Source organism: Pseudoxanthomonas winnipegensis (assembly GCF_004283755.1).
Classification (GTDB): domain Bacteria; phylum Pseudomonadota; class Gammaproteobacteria; order Xanthomonadales; family Xanthomonadaceae; genus Pseudoxanthomonas_A; species Pseudoxanthomonas_A winnipegensis.
The window spans coordinates 134592-156086 of the sequence record NZ_SHMH01000008.1; the positions used below are offsets into that span (position 1 = coordinate 134592).

Genomic DNA, 21495 nt, shown 5'->3' on the forward strand with positions numbered 1-21495 from the left:
GCTCACCATTCGGCCACGCTGCCATCGGCATGGCGCCAGAGCGGGTTGGCCCAGTCCGGCGGCGTGCGGTTGGCGTGGATCAGCCGCTCCTCGTCGATCTCCACGCCCAGACCCGGCCTGGGCAGCGCGGCGATGTAGCCGTCCACGCAGGCGAAATCTTCCTTGTTGATCAGGTAGTCCAGCAGGTCGGCGCCCTGGTTGTAGTGGATGCCGATGCTCTGTTCCTGCAGCACCGCGTTGTGCGAGACCAGGTCCACCTGCAGGCACGCGGCCAGCGCGACCGGGCCGAGCGGGCAGTGCGGCGCCAGCGCCACGTCGTGGGCCTCGGCCATGGCCGCGATCTTCAGGCATTCGGTGATGCCGCCGGCATGCGACAGGTCCGGCTGCAGCATCGCCAGGCCGCCCTGGGCCAGCACGTGCTTGAACTCGAAGCGCGAGTACATGCGCTCGCCGGCGGCCAGCGGGATGCTGGTGGTATCGGCCAGGCGCGCATAGTGCTCGTAGTGTTCGGCCAGCACCGGCTCTTCCACGAACAGCGGCCGGTAGGGCTCCAGTTCGCGCAGCAGCGTCCTGGCCATGGGCACGCCGACGCGGCCGTGGAAGTCGATGCCGAAGTCCACCGTATCGCCCAGCGCCGCGCGGATGCCGGCGATCTTGGCCACCGCCGCATCGACCGCGCGCGGGCTGTCGATCAGCCGCATCTCCTCGGTGCCGTTGAGCTTGAAGGTGTCGTAGCCCAGCGCCTGGTGGGCCTGCATCTGCGCCACGATGTCGGCCGGGCGGTCGCCGCCGACCCAGCGATAGGTCTTCATCCGGTCGCGCACCAGGCCGCCGAGCAGCTGGTACACCGGCACGCCCAGCGCCTTGCCCTTGATGTCCCACAGCGCCTGGTCGATGCCGGCGATGGCGCTCATCAGGATCGCGCCGCCGCGATAGAAGCCGCCGCGGTACAGGGTCTGCCAGAGGTCGTTGATGCGCGCCGGGTCCTGGCCGACCACGTACTGCGACAGCTCGTGCACCGCCGCCTCGACGCTGCGCGCCTTGCCTTCGATGACCGGTTCGCCCCAGCCGGTGATGCCCTCGTCGGTCTCGACCTTGAGGAACAGCCAGCGTGGCGCGGCGTGGTAGGTGGTCAAGCGGGTGATCTTCATCCCTGGGCGTCCTGATAGGCCTGCACGAAGGCACGCGCGTGCGCGGCGGTGGTCTCGGGCGTCTGGCCCGGCCGGTACAACTCGCCGCCGATGCCGGCCCCGGCCGCGCCCTGGGCGAGGAAGCCGGCCAGCGTGTCGGGGGTGACGCCGCCGACCACGTACACCGGCACCGTCGCCGGCAGCACCGAGCGCAGCGCGCGCACATGGCCGGCGCCGTAGGTGGCGGCGGGGAACAGCTTGAGGATCTGCGCGCCGGCATCGATCGCATCGAAGGCCTCGCTGGCGGTGGCGAAGCCGGCCACGACCGTCATGCCGCGCTCGACCGCATGGCGGATCAGCGAGGGCCGGGTGTTGGGCGTGACGATGAAGCGCGTGCCGATCTCGGCCAGCGCATCGACCTGCTCGTTGCGCAGCACCGTACCGGCGCCGATATGCGCCTGCGCGCCGTATTCGCGATGGGCCAGGGCGATGCTGTCGCGCCAGCGTGGCGAATTGAGCGGGATCTCGATGGCATCGAAGCCGGCGCCGACCAGGGCGTCGACATGCGCCGCGGTCTCTTCCGGCGTGATGCCGCGCAGGATCGCGACCAGCGGCAGCTTGAACAGGCGCGTGTCGTGGGACATGGACTTACTCGTGATAGAGCTGGGAGCGACCGCCATCGATCAGGATGTCGGTGGCGTTGATGAAACGGGCCTCGTCGCTGGCCAGGAACAGGGCGGTGTAGGCCACTTCCTGCGGCGTGCCGATGCGGCCGGGCGGCAGCAGCGCGGTCTGGCGTTCGCGCGCGCCCGGCTCGCGCTCGAACCAGGCCTCGATGCGCGGCACCAGGATCAGGCCGGGCGAGATCGAGTTCACCCGCACGCCGTGCGCGGCGTATTCGATGCCCAGCGCCTTGGTCATGCCGATCAGGCCGTGCTTGGCGACCGGGTAGGGGAAGGCGTGCGGGATGATCTTGTGGCCGTGCACCGAGGCGATGTTGACGATGCTGCCGGCGCGGGCGGCGACCATCGCCGGCAGCGCCGCCTTGCACAGGTTCCAGGCGCCCTTGAGGTTGAGGTCCAGGCAGCGCTGCCAGTCGGCGTCGGTGAGCTGGAGCGGATCGGAGAACACATCCGCGCCCGCGTTGTTGACCAGCACGTCGAGGCGGCCGTGGCGCGCCAGGATGTCGGCGACGAGTGCCTGCACGCCCTCACCGTCGGTGATGTCGCCCTGCACCAGCGCCAGGCGCGCGTCGGCCGCGGCCGGCGCGTTGCGATCCAGGCCGATGACCGTGGCGCCGTGCTCGGCGAACAGCGCGGCCGTGGCCGCGCCGATGCCGCTGGCCGCGCCGGTGACCAGCGCGACCTTGCCGGACAGCCGGCCGCTCATGCGCAAGGCGCCGGCGATGGGCCGGCGTCTGTCTGCGAATGCGTCATGGAACCCCTCCTCGGTTCATCACGATCCGTGACGGAATGGTCCGGTGCGTCCGTCAGGACGCGACGCTACCGGATTGGACGCCCCGGCGGACCATGCGGGGCCGGAGCGGCGCTGATTATTGGAAGCCAAGCTATACCTGGCAAATGAAATTTTTCGAGTGTTCTATTTCGCCACGGAATACGTTACGGTCCGCCACCGTCCGCGTCGTCGACGCCGGTTGAGAAAGGGGCTGGACCATGCTGCTGAAGACGCGCCACCTGCTGCTCCTGCAGCACCTGCACGAGCAACGCTCGGTCCTGCGCGCCGCCGAGGCGACGCGGATGACCCAGCCGGCCGCCTCCAAGCTGCTGGCCGAGATGGAGAGCCTGCTCGGCGTGCCCTTGTTCGAGCGCCACGCGCGCGGCGTCGAACCGACCCGCTACGGCGAGGTGCTGGCGCGCCACGCCCGGGCGGCGCTGTCCGAGCTGGCCCACGCCGGCGATGAGATCGCCGCGCTGCGCGAGGGCCGGCTGGGCCAGGCGGCGCTGGGCACGGTGGTCAACCCGGGCACCAACCTGGTGCCGCTGGCGGTGGCGCGGGTCAAGCGCGCCTTCCCCGGCATCCTGGTGCGGGTGGAGATGGACTACAGCCGGCCGCTGGTCTCGCGCCTGCTCGATGGCCAGCTGGACATCGTGGTGGGGCGGATCATGGATGCCGAGCTGCGCGATGAGCTGGAGTTCGAGCGCCTGGCCGACGAGCCGCACGCGGTGATCGCCCGCGCCGGCCATCCGCTGGGCGGGCGCTCGCTGTCGCACGCCGACCTGGCCGGATGCGGCTGGATCGTCCCGCCGCGCGAGAGCGTGCTGCGCGCGCGGCTGGGCACGGCCTTCATGCGCTACGGCATGCCCTGGCCGGACAACGTCATCGAGACCTCGGCCCTGCCGGTGATCACCGCGCTGCTGGCCGAGAGCGACTTCCTGACCGTGCTGCCGGCGCGCTCGGTGGCCGCCCACGTCCAGGCCGGGCAGCTGGCCGTGCTGCCGATCGACATGGACGTGCAGATGGAGGATTTCGGCATCGTGCGCCGCCGCGGCCACCAGCTCTCGCCCGCGGCGGCCTGCGTGCTGGAGGCGCTGCGCGAGACCGCCCGGACCCTCTACGACGCACCTGCTTGAGGCGCGCACGTATTCCAGGGCTGGATAGCTCCCTGTGAATATTTCATTTGTGCGGCATGTCTGCCGTTCCTATGCTGCCGCCCGCAGACACACCGTGGCCCTGCGGGGTCCTGCCGAACCTGCCCAGCGTGGCGGGCCAGGCTCCCCTGACACGGGTGCGCCCCCGGCGGGATCTGAGGGTCCGGCCGATCGGCACCGCGGCACCGCCTTCGGGTGACTGCCGCACGGTGGGGCCGCCACGGGCGACCCGTGCACATCACAACTTAAGTTCGGCCAATTTGTCCTTGGGAGGGAGCAAATCATGCCAATGCACCAAGTGCGCGCCCCGCAACGCGGCGCGTCGGAACGTCTCGTCCGTCATCTGCTCACCGTTGCCGTGCTGGGCATCCTGGGTGGCGTAGCCGGGCAGGCGCTGGCCCAGGACGCGGCCGCGAAGCAGGACGCGGCCCAGGACGGCGAGGCCGTCACCCGTCTGGACACCGTCACCGTCACCGGCCAGCGCGCCGCGCTGGACAAGGCGGTCTCGGTCAAGCAGATGGAAGATCACGTGGTCGAGGTGATCTCGGCTGACAACATGGGCCAGATGCCCAACGTCACCGTGGCCGAGGCGCTGGCGCGCCTGCCCGGCGTGACCGCCTCGCTGGACCGCGGCAACGCCAGCCTTGCCACCGTGCGCGGCCTGGGCCCGCGGATGACCATGGGCACGGTCAACGGCCGCGAGATCGCCTCCTCCGAGCCGGACCGCGCGGTGCGCTGGGAGATCTTTCCCACCGAGATCGTCTCCACCGTCAAGGTCTACAAGACGCCCTCGGCCGACCTGATCGCCGGCGGCATCGCCGCCACGGTGGACATCGCCACGATCGATCCGCTGACCTATACCGGCCCGCGGTTCGTGGCCAGCGCCGGCCCGGTGTTCTACGACCAGGGCAAGGACGTGGACGGCTACAGCCCCTGGGGCAGCCGCTTCGGCGCCAGCTGGGTGCACAAGATCAACGACGACCTGGCCATCGCCATCGGCGCGACCTACCAGAAGCAGAAGAACGCCAACGCGCTGATCGGCAGCTGGGGCTATACCGACGACGCCAGCGCGGTGGACGTGGATGGCGACGGCACGCGCGACTACACCCCCTGGGGCGCGGCCGACCAGCTCAAGCTGATCGACCAGACCCGCACCGGCGCGATGGCCGCGCTGCAGTGGCGCAGCGGCAACTTCGAACTGAAGGCCGACGCGCTCTATTCGAGGGTGCGCATCGACGAGGACCAGTCGCAGACCTGGTACCGCAACTGGGACGACAGCATCTGGTCGTGGTGGAACCCCTACGGCCAGCCGGGCTCGTCGATCCACATGATCGACCACAGCGTGGTCGGCGGCACGCTGATCAACTCGCAGTGGGGCACGCCGCTGGAGATGGACCAGGTGCTGGCCAAGTACAGCGAGGTCAAGACGCTGACCGCCGGCGGCCTCAACGGCAAGTGGACCGGCGAGGTGTGGACCCTCGGCGCCGACCTGTCGGCCTCGGAGGCCAAGCGCGAGAACCGCTGGCGCTCGGTGCAGTTCGGGCTCAACCCGGACAGCGTGTCCTTCGACTTCGCGCCGGGCCACGCGCCCTGGATCTCGGCCAGCAGCGCCACGCCGGCCTGGGGCATCGCCGGCAGCGACGAGCCGCAGGCGCTGCACGACCGCATCGCCGCGCTGGCGCTGGATGCCAGCCGCCCGCTCGATGGCGCGTTCAACCGCCTGTCCTTCGGCGCGCGCGTCTCCGACCGGGTCAAGCGCAACCGCCACGAACTGGCCAACTACTCGGACTACAGCCAGCCGATCTCGGCCTATGCCGACCTGATCCATCCCCTGGACATTCCCGGCCTGAACGTGCCGCCGGTCTATGCCGGCAACGTGGACGACATCGCCGGGCGCGGCTTCGGTGGCTTCGCCCCCTCGGCGCTGGCCGAGCAGATGCTGGATCACTGGAAGGTGCAGGAGCGGGTCAAGGAAGCCTTCGCCAAGGCCAACTTCAGCTCCAACTGGCTGGGCGTGGATGTCACCGGCAATGTCGGCGTGCGCGTGGTCGGCACGCATACTCGTAGCGATGGCTACGACACTGTCGATGGCAATACCTATGCGCCCAGCAGCGCCAGCAAGGACTACACCGATGTGCTGCCCAGCGCGACGGTCAACTTCCTGATCGCCGACGACAAGATCCTGCGCCTGTCCGCGGCCAAGGTGGTCGCGCGGCCGCCGCTGGACGAACTGCGCACCGGCCGCTATCTGGACAATCCGGCCACGGTCAGCGGTCAGCTCACCGGCAGCGGCGGCAACCCGCGGCTGGATCCGTTCCGCGCCACCCAGCTCGACCTGTCCTACGAGTGGTACTTCCACAAGGAGGCGCTGGCCGCGGTGGCGGTGTACCGCAAGTGGGTCGATTCGAGCATCGGCTACAAGACCGAGCACGAGACCATCGACGGCCGCGACTATCTGATCAGTGGCCCGTTCAACGGCGGTGGCGGCTACATCGACGGCGTCGAGCTGACCTTCCAGACGCCGTTCTGGTTCATCCCGGGCATGGAGAACTTCGGCATCTACTCCAACCTGTCGCTGGTGGATTCCAACCTGCACGAGTTCTCGCCGGCCAACAATCCGCTGCCGCTGAGCGGCCTGGCGCGGCGCACCGGCTCGGCCGACCTGTGGTACAGCAACGGCAAGCTGGAGGCGCGCGCGGGCTACAGCTACCACAGCCCCTACAGCACGGCGTACGGCTGGAATGCCTCCCATCTGGTGCGCCTGGACAGCATGGGCACCTGGGACGCCAGCCTGGGCTGGCAGTTCAATCCGCGCTGGGCGGTGAAGCTGCAGGTCAGCAACCTCACCAACGAGGCCATGCGCGCCTATACCGACAACCTGCCGTATCGCCTGGCCAACATGGACGACGGTGGCTACCAGTTGTTCGGCCGGCGTTTCTCGCTGGAAGCCACGTTCCGGTTCTGAGAGGGCGATGACTGTGAGCGATCGAAACAGAGGCTGGCTGCGCGCGGCGATGTTGGCGGTGGTGCTGTTCGCGCTGCCGGCCGGCGCCGAGGAGCGCGCGCGGCCGTTCTACCTGGGGGCGGACCTGTCCTTCGCCAACGAGATGGAGGACTGCGGCGTGCAGTACCGCGACGGCGGCAAGGTCGAGGACGTGTTCTCGATCTTCCGCGCCCATGGCGCCAACCTGGTGCGCGTGCGGCTGTGGAACGACGCGCGCTGGACGCGCTACAGCGACCTGTCCGACGTCAAGAAGACCGTGCGCCGGGCCCGCGCCCAGGGCATGCAGGTGCTGCTGGACCTGCACTACTCCGACGACTGGGCCGACGGCGACAAGCAGTACATCCCCAAGGCCTGGGCCGATATCGCCGACACCGACGACCTGGCGCGCACGCTCTACAACTTCACCTACGACACGCTGATGGCGCTGGACCGCGAGGGGCTGATGCCCGAGCTGGTCCAGGTCGGCAACGAGACCAATCCCGAGCTGATGAGCTCCAGGGTCTGGGACAAGCGGAAGGACCGCATCGACTGGACGCGCAACGCGGCCCTGTTCAACGCCGGCATCCGCGCGGTCCACGATGCCGGTGCCCACTCCAGGATCCAGCCGCGGGTGATGCTGCATATCGCCCAGCCGGAGAACGTGGAGCCGTGGTTCGCGGCGGCCGACCGCGCCGGGGTGCGCGGCTTCGACCTGATCGGCATCAGCTATTACCGCAAGTGGTCCACGCAGACGATGGCGCAGCTGGGCCAGACCATCGCGCGCCTGCGCAAGACCTATCCGGACAGGGACGTGGTGGTGGTGGAGACGGCCTACCCGTGGACGCTGGAGGCGGGCGATGAATCGCACAACCTGCTCGGCGAGGACTCGCTGATTCCGGGCTATCCGGCCACGCCCGATGGGCAGCTGCGCTACCTCACCGACCTGACCCAGCTGGTGGCCGACAACGACGGCAGCGGCGTGGTCTATTGGGCGCCGGAGTGGACTACCAGCCGCTGCAAGACGCGCTGGGGCACCGGCTCGTCCTGGGAGAACGCCACGTTCTTCGATTTCCGGCACGGCAACGCGCTGCTGCCGGGCATCGACTTCATGCGTCACGACTACCGCCTGCCGCGATGAGCGAGCTGAGCCGCCGCGAATTGCTGCGCGCGCTGATGGCCGGCGGCGTGGCGGTTACGGTGCCGGCTGGTCGTGCGGCGGCGAAGGCGAACGCAGCCGGTGACGCGGCCGTCGCGCAGGCGTCATCGGCACTCGTGTTGCCGCGGACGCCGGCCGGGCGTCCAACACCTGGCGCACGCCAGCGCGAACGCCTGGATGCCGGCTGGCGCTTCGCCTTCGGCCACGCCGACGATCCGGCGCGCGACTTCAACTTCGGCACCTACCAGCGCACCTACGCCAAGGCCGGCAAGGACACCGCCGATGCGGCGCTGATCGCTTACGACGATGCGGGCTGGCGCGCGCTGTCGCTGCCGCACGACTGGGCGGTGGAACTGCCCTTCGTGCCCAATCCCCATCCGCCCGCCGGCGTCGACGATCCGGCCGCCGCGCATGGCTATCGTCCCGTGGGCCGCGACCATCCCGAGACCAGCATCGGCTGGTACCGGCGTGAGCTGGACATTCCTGCCAGCGATGCGGGCCGGCGCCTGGTGCTGGAATTCGACGGGGTGTTCCGCGACTGCATCGTGTTCTGCAACGGCCATATCGTCGGCACCAACGCCAGCGGCTATATCGGCTTCGAGGTGGACATCACCGATGTGGTCGACTACGGCGCTCGCAATGTGATCGCGGTGCGCGTGGACGCCACCCTGGGCGAGGGCTGGTTCTACGAAGGGGCCGGGATCTACCGCCATGTCTGGCTGCGCAGGACCGATCCGCTGCACATTCCTGCCGGCGGGCTCGTGGTGCGGGCCACACCCCGCGCCGGGCAGGCCGCCTGCGCGGTGGAGGCGACGCTGCACAACGCGGGCGACCAGGCCGAGGCCTGCGTGCTGGTGCTGCAGGTCCTGGCCGACGACGGGCGCGTGGTCGCCAAGGCGCAGCTGCCGGCAACGCAGGCGGCGCCGGGCGATGCGACCACGGTGCAACACGCGCTGGCCTTCGACGCACCGCAGCTGTGGTCGCCCGAGACCCCGGTCCTGTACCGGCTGCTGGCCGAACTGCGTGTGGACGGCGTCGCACGCGACGCGGTCCAGGTCGCGTTCGGCGTGCGCAGCATCGCCTTCGACGCCCAGCGCGGCTTCCTGCTCAATGGCGTGCCGTACAAGCTCAAGGGCACCTGCAACCACCAGGATCATGCCGGCGTGGGCACCGCCATCCCAGACGCCTTGCACGCCTGGCGCCTGCAGCAGCTCAAGGCCCTGGGCTGCAACGCCTGGCGCATGGCGCACAACCCGGCCAGCCCGGCGCTGATGGACCTGTGCGACCGCCTGGGCATGCTGGTGATCGCCGAGACCCGGCGCATGTCCTCCGACCCTGAGGCGATGCGCGAACTGCAGCGCCTGCTGCTGCGCGACCGCAACCGGCCCAGCGTGATCGCCTGGTCGCTGGGCAACGAAGAGCCGCAGATGGTCACCGCGCGCGGCGCGCGCATCGTCGGCACGATGCAGGCGCTGGTGCGCCGGCTCGATCCGACCCGGCCGACCACCTTCGCCATGGACAAGGGCTTCGGCGAGGGCGTGGGGCAGGTGGTGGACGTGGTCGGCTTCAACTACCGCACCAACCAGATGGACGCCTTCCACGCGCGCGATCCGCAGCGGCCGGTGTACGGCAGCGAGACCGCCAGCACGGTGTCGGTGCGCGGCAACTATTTCGTCGACGACGCCCGCGGCTATACGCGCGCCTACGACGTCGACCACCCGTGGTGGGCGTCCACGTCCGAGTCGTGGTGGGCATTCGTGGCCGAGCGGCCGTGGATCGCCGGCGGCTTCGTCTGGACCGGGTTCGACTATCGCGGCGAGCCCACGCTGTACAACCGCTGGCCCAACGTGGCCTCGCAGTTCGGCGTGCTCGACAGCTGCGGCTTCCCCAAGGACAACGCCTGGTACTACCGCGCGCAGTGGACGCAGGCGCCGGTGCTGCACCTGTTCCCGCACTGGAACTGGGACGCGCTGCCGGCCTTGGCCAACGGCATGGTGGATGTGTGGGTCCACAGCAACCTGGACGAGGTCGAGCTGTGGGTCAACGGCGTCAGCCAGGGCCGGCGTCGCGTGCCGCGCTACGGCCACGTGGAGTGGCGCGTGCGCTACGCGCCGGGCGCGATCGAGGCGCGCGGCTATCGCGGCGGTGAGCAGGTGCTGGTGCAGCGGCGCGAGACCACCGGCGCGCCGGCCGCCATCGCGCTGCGCTGCGCGCGCGCCAGCCTGCTGGCCGACGGCCAGGACGTGGGCATGATCGAAGTGGCCATCGTGGACGCGCAGGGCCGGCAGGTGCCGACCGCCGCCGACGAGGTCCGCTTCCAGGTGAGTGGGGCGGGGGCGCTGATCGGCGTCGGCAACGGCGACCCGGCCAGCCACGAGGCCGACAAGGCCGATCGGCGCCGCGCCTTCAACGGGCTGTGCCAGGCGATCGTGCAGAGCGCGCGTGCGCCGGGTCGCCTGCGGCTGCAGGCCAGCGCGCCCGGGCTGCGGGGTGCGACGCTGGAACTGGAAGTCCTGGCCGCGCCTACGTCGGCGCGCGCGAGCTGAGACACGCCGTCGCCGAGCATGCGGCGAAGGCAAGGTCAGGCACTGATCGGTCCCAAGGTCGATCAGTGCCGTTGAGACCCCTTAAAGATCGAACTTGATGCCCTGCGCCAGCGGCAGCGAATCGGAGTAGTTGATCGTGTTGGTCTGGCGGCGCATGTAGGCCTTCCACGCATCCGAGCCGGACTCGCGCCCGCCACCGGTGTCCTTCTCGCCGCCGAACGCGCCGCCGATCTCCGCACCGGAGGTGCCGATGTTGACGTTGGCGATGCCGCAGTCGCTGCCGGCCGCGGAGAGGAACTTCTCGGCCGCCTTCAGACTGTTGGTGAAGATCGACGAGGACAGGCCCTGCGGCACGCCGTTCTGCATGTCGATGGCCTCCTCCAGCGTCTCGTACTTCATCACGTACAGGATCGGGGCGAAGGTCTCGTGCTGGACGATGGCGTCGGTGTTCTTGAGGCCGGAGATGATGGTCGGCAGGACGAAGTTGCCCGCGCGCTCCAGCGCCTTGCCGCCGGTTTCCACCGTGCCCCCGGCGGCCTTGGCCTGCTCGACGGACTTCAGGAAGGCATCGACCGCGGCCTTGCTGTTGAGCGGGCCCATCAGATTGGCCGCATCCAGCGGATCGCCGATCTTGCCTTCCACCTGCTTGTAGGCCTTGACCAGCGTGGCCAGCACGGTGTCGTAGATCGAGGCGTGCACGATCAGGCGGCGGGTGGTGGTGCAGCGCTGGCCGGCGGTGCCCACCGCGCCGAACACGATGCCCGGCACGGCCAGCTTCAGGTCGGCGGTCTCGTCCAGGATGATGGCGTTGTTGCCGCCCAGCTCCAGCAGGCTGCGGCCCAGGCGCCGCGCCACGCGCTCGCCGACGATGCGGCCGACCTCGGTCGAGCCGGTGAAGCTGATCAGCGGCACGCGCTTGTCGTCCACCAGCTGCTGGGACAGTTCGATGCCGGCATCGTTGATCAGGAAGAACAAGTCGGGGAAGCCGGCGTCCTTGAGCGCGTCGTTGCAGATCTTCTGCGTGGCCAGCGCGGTCAGCGGGGTCTTGTTGGACGGCTTCCAGATGCAGATGTCGCCGCAGATGGCGGCCAGGAACGCATTCCACGCCCACACCGCGACCGGGAAGTTGAACGCGCTGATGATGCCGACCAGGCCGATCGGGTGGTACTGCTCGTACATGCGGTGACCCGGGCGCTCCGAATGCATGGTGTAGCCGTAGAGCATGCGGCTCTGGCCCACCGCGAAGTCGGCGATGTCGATCATTTCCTGCACTTCGCCATCGCCCTCTGGCTTGGACTTGCCCATCTCCAGCGCCACCAGCGAGCCGAGCAGATCCTTGTGCTTGCGCAGCGCCTCGCCGCACAGGCGCACGGCCTCGCCGCGACGCGGCGCCGGCGTGGTGCGCCAGGTCTTGAACGCCGCCTGCGCGCGTTCGATGACCGTGTCGTAGTCGGACTGGCTGCTGGCATGCACCGTGGCGATGACGGCATTGGTGGTCGGGTTGACCGATTCCAGCACGCCGGCATCGGTGGTGCTGGACCACTGGCCGTTGCCGAGATAGGTGCCGGGATTGGTCGGGCCAAGGCCCAGGGCCTTGAGCAGGTCAGCAGACATGGAAGCTCCGTGTTCGGGGACGCGATGCGCCGCGGGCGGGGGACGCGGCAGGGCCGGCAATTTTAGCAGGCCGTCCAGGCGGGCCTGGGGGCGGCTAGGGATGGCGAGCTTGTGGCAGCTGCGTCGCTGGCTCCGGCCGTGAATTTATGGCGCGCGGGCAGGTGCCGTCGGCACGCACGATCATCGGGATTCGGGATTCGGGATTCGGGACCAGGGACCAGGGACCAGGGGCTCGCAGCCAACATCAAGACCTCACCAAAGCCGCCCCCTCCCTTGCGCGCAGCGCAGGGGAGGGTTGGGGAGGGGTTGGCTGTTGCCGTTGCTTTGAGTGGCTTCGTCAGCCGCCCTGCGCCTGCCCCAGCGCCGCATTCAGCACCGCCGCCAGGCGCACGCCGGCCAGACGCAGCTGCTGCTCGGCCACCGGTGTCCAGGTGGTGAAGTAGGCCGGGTCCAGCTTGGCCTGCGCTGGGTAGAACCCCGGCGAGCGGACGATGCGGCAGGACGCCTCGGCCCACGAGGTCGCGTCCGGCGGGAAGCCGGTGCCGGCGCCGGACGCGGGCCGGGGCAGGGCGCGGATCTGCGCCAGCAGCGCGTCCTCGTCCAGGCCGGTATGGCGCAGCAGCCCGCTGTCCCACAGCGAATGCAGATTGCTGCCCTGGCCGTCCACGTTGATCTGCAAGGTATTGCCGCCCTTGTCGCGGGCGAAGCCGGCGTGCAGCGGCTGGTGGGCATCGCCGACCAGATGCACGACGAACTTCAGCGCCTGCAGGCGGGCGGCGGCCGGTGCGCTGCGGTCGGCCAGCAGCTTGGTCTGCGCGGTGAGCGCGGCGATCGTGCAGTCGCCGTTGCGGCAGTCGCGCGGCGGGTCGTAATGGCAGTCGTCCTCGCCCAGATTGACGTAATGCCAGGCGGCGGTGCGCTTGCCCAGGTCGGGGTCGGACTCGCGCAGTTCGTCGGGCCAGCTGGCGATGCCGGGCAGCGTCGCGCCGGGCTCCAGCGCCAGCAGGGCGTCGATCTGCGCGCGCGCCTGCGCGCTGAGGTCCGGCTCGGCCAGCTCGGCCACCAGCCGATGGCCGGTGCGGCCCCAGGCGAGGGCTGAAACGGGGTAAGCCAACAGGCCCAGGGACAACAGCGCGGCCAGCGGCCGCACGAACGGGATCTTCAACACGCAGCATCCGGCTTTCGAAGCACGAGGGCCCGGATGATACCCGCGCCTGCGCGCCGGCTCGATGTCACCTCCGCGCGGCGACGCGCCTGAACCGCCCTCCGTGGCGGCGACACACCCGGCCTCCCTGGCCGGTCCCCATCCGGCACGCGCTGCGCGCGTCCGTTGCCGGCATGCGCGCAGCGCGCGCTGGCTCAGAAGCGGTAAACCCAGGCGGCGCCGTAGACCATCGGATCGATGTTGGCCGTGCCCAGCTTGGCCCCGTTGAGCTTGACCTTGGTGTCGATGTCGGCCCAGCGCACGTCCACGCGCAGGGCGCTGCGCGCGCTCAGCGCGAAGTCCAGGCCGGCATGCGCGGCCAGGCCCCAGGAGTCGCCCAGGTCCAGGTCGCTGCCGGCCAGGGCGCCCTTGGCGTCGGTGCTGAAGAACTTGGTGTAGTTCACGCCCAGCCCCACGAACGGCGACACCTTGCCGGCGCTGTTGAAGTGGTACTGCAGCGACACCACCGGCGGCAGCTGCTTGGTGGTGCCGACCTTGCCCAGGCCCTTGATGTTGATGTCGTGCTGGAACGGCCAGGCGGCCAGCACCTCGAGGCCCAGGTTATCGGCCACGAAGTACTCGCCGGTGACGCTGGGGCGGGTGCTGCTGTCCACGCTGACCGGCAGCGTGCCGCCGGCCAGCTTGCCGTTGTCCGACTTCGGATTGACCTGGTGGATGCCGACGCCGACGGTGAAATCGCCGCGCGACTGGGCGGCGGCCTGGAGGCAGACGCCGCCCAGGGCCAGGGCGAGCAGGCAGGGGAGGAGGGACTTGCGCATGACGATGAGGCTCCGTTGTGTGTGGCGCACATGCTCCAACCGGGCCCGGGCGCCCGCCTTGATCCGGATCAAGGCGAACGGCGGGCGGCTGTCGTCCTGCAATCGCCGCCGGGTTCAGCCCGGCGCGGGTCACGACCCGGCGGCAACGGGGCGCGCTGCTAGAATGCGGACCCCTTCACCGCCGCGTCGCGCACCCGCGTGTCGCTTACAGGAGTCCTCCAGCAATGAGCATCAAGGTAGGCATCAACGGCTTCGGCCGCATCGGCCGCAATGTGCTGCGTTCGGCCGTGCAGAATTTCGAGGGCGAGATCGAGATCGTCGCCATCAACGACCTGCTCGAACCCGACTACCTGGCCTACATGCTGCAGTACGACTCGGTGCACGGGCGCTTTGAGGGCACCATCTCGGTCGAGGGCACCACGCTGATCGTCAACGGCAAGAAGATCCGCCTGACTGCCGAGCGCGACCCGGCCGCGCTGAAGTGGGACGAGGTGGGCGCCGAGGTCGTCATCGAGTCCACCGGCATCTTCCTGACCAAGGAAGGCGCGCAGAAGCACCTGGACGCCGGCGCCAAGAAGGTCATCCTGTCCGCGCCGTCCAAGGACGACACGCCGATGTTCGTCTTCGGCGTCAACGACAAGACCTACGCCGGCCAGGCGATCATCTCCAACGCCTCGTGCACCACCAACTGCCTGGCGCCGCTGGCCAAGGTCATCAACGACAAGTGGGGCATCAAGCGCGGCCTGATGACCACCGTGCACGCAGCCACCGCCACGCAGAAGACCGTCGACGGCCCGTCCAACAAGGACTGGCGCGGCGGCCGCGGCATCCTGGAGAACATCATTCCCTCGTCCACCGGTGCGGCCAAGGCCGTTGGCGTGGTGATCCCCGAGCTCAACAAGAAGCTGACCGGCATGAGCTTCCGCGTGCCGACCTCCGACGTGTCGGTGGTGGACCTGACCTGCGAGCTGGAAAAGCCGGCGACCTATGCCGAGATCTGCGCCGAGATGAAGGCCCAGAGCGAGGGCGCGCTGAAGGGCGTGCTGGGCTACACCGAGGACAAGGTCGTGGCCACCGACTTCCGCGGCGAGACCCGGACCTCGGTCTTCGATGCCGAGGCCGGCATCGCCCTGGACTCCACCTTCGTCAAGCTGGTGTCCTGGTACGACAACGAATGGGGCTACTCCAACAAGTGCCTGGAGATGGTCAAGGTCGTCGCGGGCAAGTAAGCCGCGCGATTCAGGACAAGGGCGCCTTTCGGGCGCCCTTTGTCTTGATACAGTCACGGGAGGCGGGTAGGTCCTCCCGGCGGAAGGGGCGGCGGAGCCCGGCGGGAGCGCGAGCAGGGGTACAGGGCTCTTTTTTCGGGCCGGGTGTCGTGCTATCAATCACCCGCGGATCGTCCAATGGCCCGTGCCGTGGGCAGGGAAGCGAATTTCACTCAAGGGGTAAGTGTTTCATGAAGATCAAGCAATGGTTTGGAAGCGGCCTGATTGCAGTGGCCGCCGTGCTGATGGCGCCGGGTGCATGGGCGCAGACGGCCGACATCTTCGACATCGATTACGTGCAGGGCCACCTGGTGGCCGGCAAGACGACCAAGGCCCAGGTGCTGGAAAGCTTCGGCGAGCCGACTTCCAAGAAGGCCAAGCTGAGCTCGTCCGGCGGCGCCTCCGAGACCTACGTCTACATCAAGGGCGCGGCCAAGAAGCCCGCGGCTTCGGCCGGCTCGGGCTTCGGCAAGATGGTGGGCTCGCTGCGTGGCGTGCTGGGCGATGTTTCCGACCTGACCGGCAAGAACGTCGGTGGCGAAGTGGCCTCAAACAGCTATCGCGCCCAGCGCAGCGCCAACGCCGCCGATCGTCTGTCCGCGCGCGCGGGCACCGACGCCGATGCGTCGGCCGGCGCCGATGGCGCCTCGCGGCTCACCATCCAGATCCAGGGCGGCGTGGTGACTTCGTTCGATATGGAGTGAGGGGCCCTGCGGCTGCTTGCGCTCAGACCCCGCGCCGAAAGCGCGGGGTTTTTCGTTGGGATCGCCTCCGCAGTGCGGTGAGTCAACCCGGGAGTGACGTGAGCGAGGTCGGCGAAAGGGTTTCGACAACCAGCCTCGACCCGGCTGGGGGTGGCTCCTCGGCTCGGTCCTCCATCTGCGGCGGACTCGCCGCCGCGTGTCATCTGGCCCGCTCTTCGCCCGCCCGCCCGGGTCGAGGCTCTGCAGCGAATAGATCAGGACTTCTTACAACTCGAAGGTATCGAGCAAGCGCTCTGCCCCCTCCCTTTCGCCGCAGGCGAAGGGGAGGGCCGGGGTGGGGTGCCTTTGCTTTTGCTCTTGCTTCGATGGCTTGATCGGTAAAGCCCCGACCCCTCCCCAGCCCTCCCCTTCGCCTATGGCGAAAGGGAGGGGGCCTCAAATTGAACCCCTCCCGTCACTGATCGCGTTGTGCGCGAGGGTTCGAACGCCCCGCCCGCCGGCCCGCTGCCCTTCCGAAGCAGGGCAGCCAAGGCGCTGAGATGCGTCGGTGAAGAAAGCGCCCACTTGGGCACAAAGGTGGCCAGTGACCGGCTCGGGAAGCGATGCACAAGGCCCGACACGTCCCGCAGTGCACCTCCCAACGCCGCTGCAGGTTTGCCGCACCCCCACGCAGCGCGGACAATGGGCGTCTGATCTTTCCCCTGCACAGGACCCAAGCATGACCATCGTCCGCATGAGCGACCTCGACCTGTCCGGCAAGCGCGTGCTGATCCGTCAGGATCTCAACGTGCCGATCGAGAACGGCCAGATCACCTCCGAACAGCGCATCACCGCCTCGGTGCCGACCCTCAAGGCCGCGCTGGAGCAGGGCGCCGCGGTGATGGTCACCTCGCACCTGGGCCGGCCGAAGGAGGGCACCTGGAGCGAGGAGGATTCGCTTGCGCCGGTGGCCGAGCGCCTGACCGCCCTGCTGGGCACCAAGGTCGAGCTGGTGCGCGACTGGGTCGACGGCGTGGACGTCAAGCCCGGCCAGATCGTGCTGCTGGAGAACTGCCGCATGAACGTGGGCGAGGCCAAGGACGACGAGACGCTGTCGAAGAAGTACGCCGCGCTGTGCGACGTGTTCGTCATGGATGCCTTCGGCACCGCGCACCGCGCCCAGGCCTCCACCCACGGCGTGATCAAGTACGCGCCCGTCGCCGCCGGCGGCCCGCTGCTGATGGCCGAGCTGGACGCCCTGGGCAAGGCGCTGGACAACCCGGCCAAGCCGCTGCTGGCCATCGTTGCCGGCAGCAAGGTCTCGACCAAGCTCGAGCTGCTGTCCAACCTGGTCGGCAAGGTCGACCAGCTGATCGTCGGCGGCGGCATCGCCAACACCTTCATCGCCGCGGCCGGCTACAGCGTCGGCAAGTCGCTGTGCGAGCCGGACCTGATCGGCACCGCCCAGCAGATCGTCGCCGACGCCAAGGCACGCGGCGCCGAGATCCCGCTGCCCACCGATGTGGTGGTGGCCAAGCAGTTCCTGCCCGACGCCCCCGCGACGGTGAAGCGCGTCGATGCGGTCGAAGCCGATGACCTGATCCTGGACATCGGCCCGGATACCGCACAGGCCTACGCCGCACTGATCGCCAAGGCTGGCACGGTGGTGTGGAACGGCCCGGTCGGCGTGTTCGAGTTCGACGCCTTCGGCAAGGGCACCGAGACCCTGGCGCGCGCGATCGCCGCCTCGCCGGCGTTTTCCATCGCCGGCGGCGGCGACACGCTGGCGGCCGTGGACAAGTACGGCATCGCCAAGGACGTGTCCTACATCTCCACCGGCGGCGGCGCCTTCCTGGAGTTCCTGGAGGGCAAGACCCTGCCGGCGGTCGCGGCGCTGGAAGCGCGCGGCGGCTGATCGGCGCGCCGCTGTCACTTCAGAGGCCCGGCCCTCAAAAGCCGGGCCTTTTCGCTTCTTATTCGAGGTATCCGCATGACTCCGCTTCCCACCCTGTTCTTCGACCTGGATGGCACGCTGATCGATTCCGAGCCCGGCATCGTCAACGGCATCGCGCATGTATTCGCGTCCCTGCAGCGGCCGACGCCGTCGCGCGAGGCGCTGCACGCGTGGATCGGGCCGCCGATGCGCGACAGCTTCCAGGCCGCGTTCGGCGACGAGGATTTGGTGGCACGCGCGCTGACGCTCTATCGGCAGCGTTACGACACGCTGGGCTGGACCGAGCTGACTGTGTACCCCGGCATTCCTGAGCTGATCGAAGCGCTGGCGCAGGCCGGCCATCGGCTGGCGGTGGTGACCTCGAAGAACGAGCGCGCGGCGCGGCGCATCCTGGGCGCACTGCCGTTCGGCGCGGCGTTCGAGGAAATCGTCGGCGCCAGCGACGACGGGGCCCGCCGCTTCAAGCGCGACCTGATCACCGAAGCGCTGACGCGGCTGCAGGTCTCCGCATCCGACTGCGTGATGATCGGCGACCGCCGCATGGACATCGAGGGTGCCGCGGCGCACGCGATGCGCAGCATCGGCGTGCTGTGGGGCTTCGGCGATCGCGACGAACTGCTTGCCGCAGGCGCCGGACAGGTGGTCGAGACGCCGTCCGCGCTGGCCGGCGCGCTCGGCGTCGCGCTGCGGCGCAGTTGAATACCATTACAAGGCCATTTCAGCTCTTCGCTTTCTGAAGCCGCAGGAGCCAAGGCCTTTTCATATCAATAAGTTGGCTAAAGACGGGCGCTGCGGAGCGCTGCAGCCTTGTTCCATGCTGCAGTGCAGAAGCGGACCACCACCAGTCCTGTGGTAGCGTTTACGGCAAGACGGAGACCCTCGCCATGACCCAATCCAACGCCCGCCGCACCAAGATCCTGGCCACCCTTGGCCCCGCCACCGACCCGCCTGGCGTGCTGGAGCACCTGCTGCGCGCCGGCGTGAACGTGGTGCGGCTCAACTTTTCCCATGGCGACCCGTCGGCCCAGCGCGATCGCGCCGAGGCCGTGCGCAGCGCCGCCAACAAGCTCGGCCTGGAAGTGGGCATCCTGGCCGACCTGCCCGGTCCCAAGATCCGCATCGAGCGCTTCGCCCAGGGCAAGGTGCAGTTGAAGACCGGCGCGCGCTTCGACCTGATCGCGCGCGAAGGCGTGCCGGCCGGCGATGAGACCCAGGTCGGCGTGAGCTACCTCGACCTGCCGGGCGACGTGGCGCCGGGCGATGTGCTGCTGCTGGACGACGGCATGATGCAGCTGCGCGTCACCGCCGTGGAAGGCGAGCGCATCGTCACCCAGGTGCTCAACGACGGCGTGCTGTCCGACCGCAAGGGCCTGAACAAGCAGGGCGGCGGGCTGTCGCTGGGTGCGCTCAGCGACCGCGACCGCGAGCTGATCGCCATCGTCGCCGACATCGGCGTGGACTTCATCGCCGTCTCCTTCTGCCGCAACGCGGCCGACATGGAGGAGGCGCGCAGCCTGGCGCGCAAGCACGGCAGCGACGCCTTCCTGGTGTCCAAGATCGAGCGTACCGAGGCCATCGAGAACCTGAAGGAGATCGTCGGCGCCAGCGACGTGGTGATGGTCGCGCGCGGCGACCTGGGCGTGGAAATCGGCGATGCCGAACTGCCTGGTCTGCAGAAGCAGATCATTCGCGAGTCGATCGAGCAGAACAAGGTCGTCATCACCGCGACCCAGATGCTGCAGTCGATGGTCGAGAGCCCGCTGCCCACCCGCGCCGAGGTCATGGACGTGGCCAACGCGGTCATCGACGGCACCGATGCGGTGATGCTCTCGGCCGAGACCGCCGCCGGCACCTACCCGGTGCGCGCGGTCGAGGCGATGGCGCGCATCTGCGTCGGTGCCGAGCGCTCGTTCTCGATGGATACCGACTTCGAGGCGGCCCAGCGCAACCTGCAGCGCGCCGACCATGCCATCGCGATGGCCACGATGTTCCTATCCGAGCACATCAAGCTGGGCGGCGTGGTGGCCTTGAGCGAATCCGGCGGCACGGCGGGCTTCCTGTCGCGCTTCCGCTCCACCGTGCCGGTCTATGCGTTCTCGCGCCATGGCGGCGCGCGCCGGCGCATGGCCTTGATGCGCGGCGTCCATCCCATTGCCTTCGACAGCCGCGGCATGGTCCCGCGCGAGGCCGCGCGCGCCAGCATCCAGATGCTGGTCAAGGCCGGTGCGCTGGGCCCGGGCGACCGCGTGGTGTTCACCAGCGGCGAGCACATGGAGACCCACGGCGCCACCAACACCCTGCGCCTGCTGGAAGTGGGCGAAGACGGCCGCGCCAGCGGGCTGGGCGAGCTGTAAGCCGCACCTGGGCGATGAGGGGGCGCCGCTATACTGCGGCCCCCTCGCAGTGCGTTCTCCAGGAGCTCCAATGAGCATCGAATCGCTCGCCGAAACCGCGCAGGCGCTGGTCGCCCCCGGCAAGGGCATCATCGCCATCGACGAATCCACGGCCACCATCGGCAAGCGTTTCGCCGCGGTCGGCATCGAGAACACCGAGGCGCATCGCCGTCGCTACCGCGAGCTGCTGCTGACCACGCCCCGGCTGAGCGATCACATCTCCGGCGCGATCCTGTTCGAGGAGACCCTGCGCCAGAGCACCGAGGACGGCACCCCGTTCCCCAAGTACATGGACAGCCACGGCCTCATCCCCGGCATCAAGGTCGATAGGGGCACTTCGCCCCTAGCCGGCTGCCCGGGTGAATTGGTGACCGAGGGCCTGGACGGCCTGCGCGACCGGCTCAAGGCCTACTACGCCCTGGGCGCGCGCTTCGCCAAGTGGCGCGCGGTGATCACCATCGGCGAGGACATCCCCTCCGGCACCTGCATCGAGGTCAACGCCCACGCCCTGGCGCGCTACGCGGCGCTGTGCCAGGAGCAGGGCCTGGTCGCCATCGTCGAGCCGGAAGTGCTGATGGACGGCGACCATGACATCCAGGTCTGCTACGAGGTCACCGAGGCGATGCTGCGCTCGCTGTTCGGCGCGCTGCACGATCAGGGCGTGCTGCTGGAGGGCACGCTGCTCAAGGCCTCGATGGTCGTGCCGGGCCAGGACTGCGAGGAGCGGGCCGACATCGAGGAAGTCGCCGAGTCGACCCTGATGTGCCTCAAGAGCACCGTGCCGGCGATCCTGCCGGGCATCGTCTTCCTCTCCGGCGGCCAGTCCGACGCGGACGCCACCGCGCACCTGGATGCGATGAACCGCCTCGGCAACCTGCCATGGCCTTTGAGTTTCTCTTACGGCCGCGCCATGCAGCAGGCCGCGCTGGCTCACTGGGCCAAGGACCCGGTCGGCAACTTCGCCAAGGCACAGGCCATCGTGCTGGAGCGTGCGAAGGAGAACGGGCTGGCGGCGCTGGGGAAGTGGAAGGGGTAGGGCGCGGGCCCGCGGCGATGAGGGTCGGCGGATCTGCGCTGAAGTGGCACCTGGCGTTGCCGTTGAGGATGGCCTTTGCGCGGTATGCAGCCGGTGGCGCGGAAAGTGAGCTCGTCATCCCCGCGAAGGCGGGGATCCAG

The 21495-nt window shown here is 69.2% G+C and carries 15 protein-coding genes and 1 pseudogene; 10 read left to right on the forward strand and 6 right to left on the reverse strand.

The genetic code is table 11. From position 1 onward, the window contains the following. Positions 1–2: 2 nt before the first annotated feature. Genes dgoD through EAT51_RS15980 form a run of 3 tightly spaced genes read right to left on the reverse strand, consistent with a single transcriptional unit; the run spans position 3 to position 2519 of the window. A complete protein-coding gene (gene dgoD, locus EAT51_RS15970) occupies positions 3–1151 on the reverse strand; it encodes a galactonate dehydratase (protein WP_130561815.1) in 1149 nt (382 codons plus the stop codon). Continuing rightward, positions 1148–1774 (reverse strand): 2-dehydro-3-deoxy-6-phosphogalactonate aldolase, encoded by a 627-nt coding sequence (locus EAT51_RS15975; protein WP_130534396.1) that lies wholly within the window; start codon positions 1772–1774, stop codon positions 1148–1150. The genes dgoD and EAT51_RS15975 overlap by 4 nt, the downstream gene beginning before the upstream one ends. Before the next feature lie 4 nt (positions 1775–1778). Then, on the reverse strand, positions 1779–2519 hold the full coding sequence (locus tag EAT51_RS15980) for an SDR family oxidoreductase (protein WP_130561816.1): 741 nt from the start codon (positions 2517–2519) through the stop codon (positions 1779–1781). Between the two features lie 284 nt (positions 2520–2803). Here EAT51_RS15980 and EAT51_RS15985 point away from each other — a divergent pair, with 284 nt between their 5' ends. The 4 genes and pseudogenes from EAT51_RS15985 to galA all read left to right on the forward strand — a co-directional run bounded on the left by EAT51_RS15985 (position 2804) and on the right by galA (position 10424). Next, entirely contained in the window at positions 2804–3721 is a 918-nt protein-coding gene (locus tag EAT51_RS15985) for a LysR substrate-binding domain-containing protein (RefSeq protein ID WP_130520181.1), read from the forward strand. 301 nt (positions 3722–4022) lie between these two features. Next, entirely contained in the window at positions 4023–6704 is a 2682-nt protein-coding gene (locus EAT51_RS15990) for a TonB-dependent receptor (protein ID WP_205953591.1), read from the forward strand. A 13-nt stretch (positions 6705–6717) separates the two neighbouring features. Further along, positions 6718–7845, forward strand: a pseudogene (locus EAT51_RS15995) (glycoside hydrolase family 53 protein); the annotation flags it as partial. An 11-nt stretch (positions 7846–7856) separates the two neighbouring features. Next, positions 7857–10424 carry a beta-galactosidase GalA gene (gene galA / locus EAT51_RS16000; RefSeq protein WP_130561817.1) on the forward strand — a complete coding sequence of 856 codons (2568 nt, stop codon included), beginning with the start codon at positions 7857–7859 and terminating at the stop codon, positions 10422–10424. 81 nt (positions 10425–10505) lie between these two features. Here the strand turns inward: galA and amaB are convergent, their stop codons facing one another. The 3 genes from amaB to EAT51_RS16015 all read right to left on the reverse strand — a co-directional run bounded on the left by amaB (position 10506) and on the right by EAT51_RS16015 (position 14021). After that, a complete protein-coding gene (amaB, locus tag EAT51_RS16005; protein ID WP_130561818.1) occupies positions 10506–12038 on the reverse strand; it encodes an L-piperidine-6-carboxylate dehydrogenase in 1533 nt (510 codons plus the stop codon). Between the two features lie 337 nt (positions 12039–12375). After that, positions 12376–13203, reverse strand: a complete 828-nt coding sequence (locus tag EAT51_RS16010; RefSeq protein WP_228257972.1) for a S1/P1 nuclease — start codon at positions 13201–13203, stop codon at positions 12376–12378. A 194-nt stretch (positions 13204–13397) separates the two neighbouring features. Then, positions 13398–14021 (reverse strand): OmpW/AlkL family protein, encoded by a 624-nt coding sequence (locus EAT51_RS16015; protein ID WP_130529316.1) that lies wholly within the window; start codon positions 14019–14021, stop codon positions 13398–13400. Positions 14022–14245: 224 nt separating this feature from the next. On the opposite strand from EAT51_RS16015, the gene gap reads away from it, so the two are divergent. From gap to EAT51_RS16045, 6 genes are all read left to right on the forward strand, one after another. Further along, complete coding sequence (gap, locus tag EAT51_RS16020) at positions 14246–15250, forward strand: type I glyceraldehyde-3-phosphate dehydrogenase (RefSeq protein ID WP_130520189.1); 1005 nt, start codon at positions 14246–14248, stop codon at positions 15248–15250. 230 nt (positions 15251–15480) lie between these two features. After that, positions 15481–15993 (forward strand): hypothetical protein, encoded by a 513-nt coding sequence (locus EAT51_RS16025; protein WP_130520191.1) that lies wholly within the window; start codon positions 15481–15483, stop codon positions 15991–15993. A gap of 718 nt (positions 15994–16711) precedes the next feature. After that, the gene (locus tag EAT51_RS16030; RefSeq protein WP_130561819.1) at positions 16712–17887 is read left to right on the forward strand and encodes a phosphoglycerate kinase; all 1176 of its coding nucleotides are present in this window, start codon (positions 16712–16714) and stop codon (positions 17885–17887) included. A 75-nt stretch (positions 17888–17962) separates the two neighbouring features. Next, positions 17963–18625 (forward strand): HAD-IA family hydrolase, encoded by a 663-nt coding sequence (locus EAT51_RS16035; RefSeq protein WP_130561820.1) that lies wholly within the window; start codon positions 17963–17965, stop codon positions 18623–18625. Between the two features lie 185 nt (positions 18626–18810). Further along, positions 18811–20280 (forward strand): pyruvate kinase, encoded by a 1470-nt coding sequence (gene pyk / locus EAT51_RS16040; RefSeq protein WP_130561821.1) that lies wholly within the window; start codon positions 18811–18813, stop codon positions 20278–20280. A 70-nt stretch (positions 20281–20350) separates the two neighbouring features. Next, positions 20351–21355: a class I fructose-bisphosphate aldolase gene (locus EAT51_RS16045; protein WP_130561822.1), complete on the forward strand. Its 1005-nt coding sequence runs from the start codon at positions 20351–20353 to the stop codon at positions 21353–21355. Positions 21356–21495: the final 140 nt, after the last annotated feature.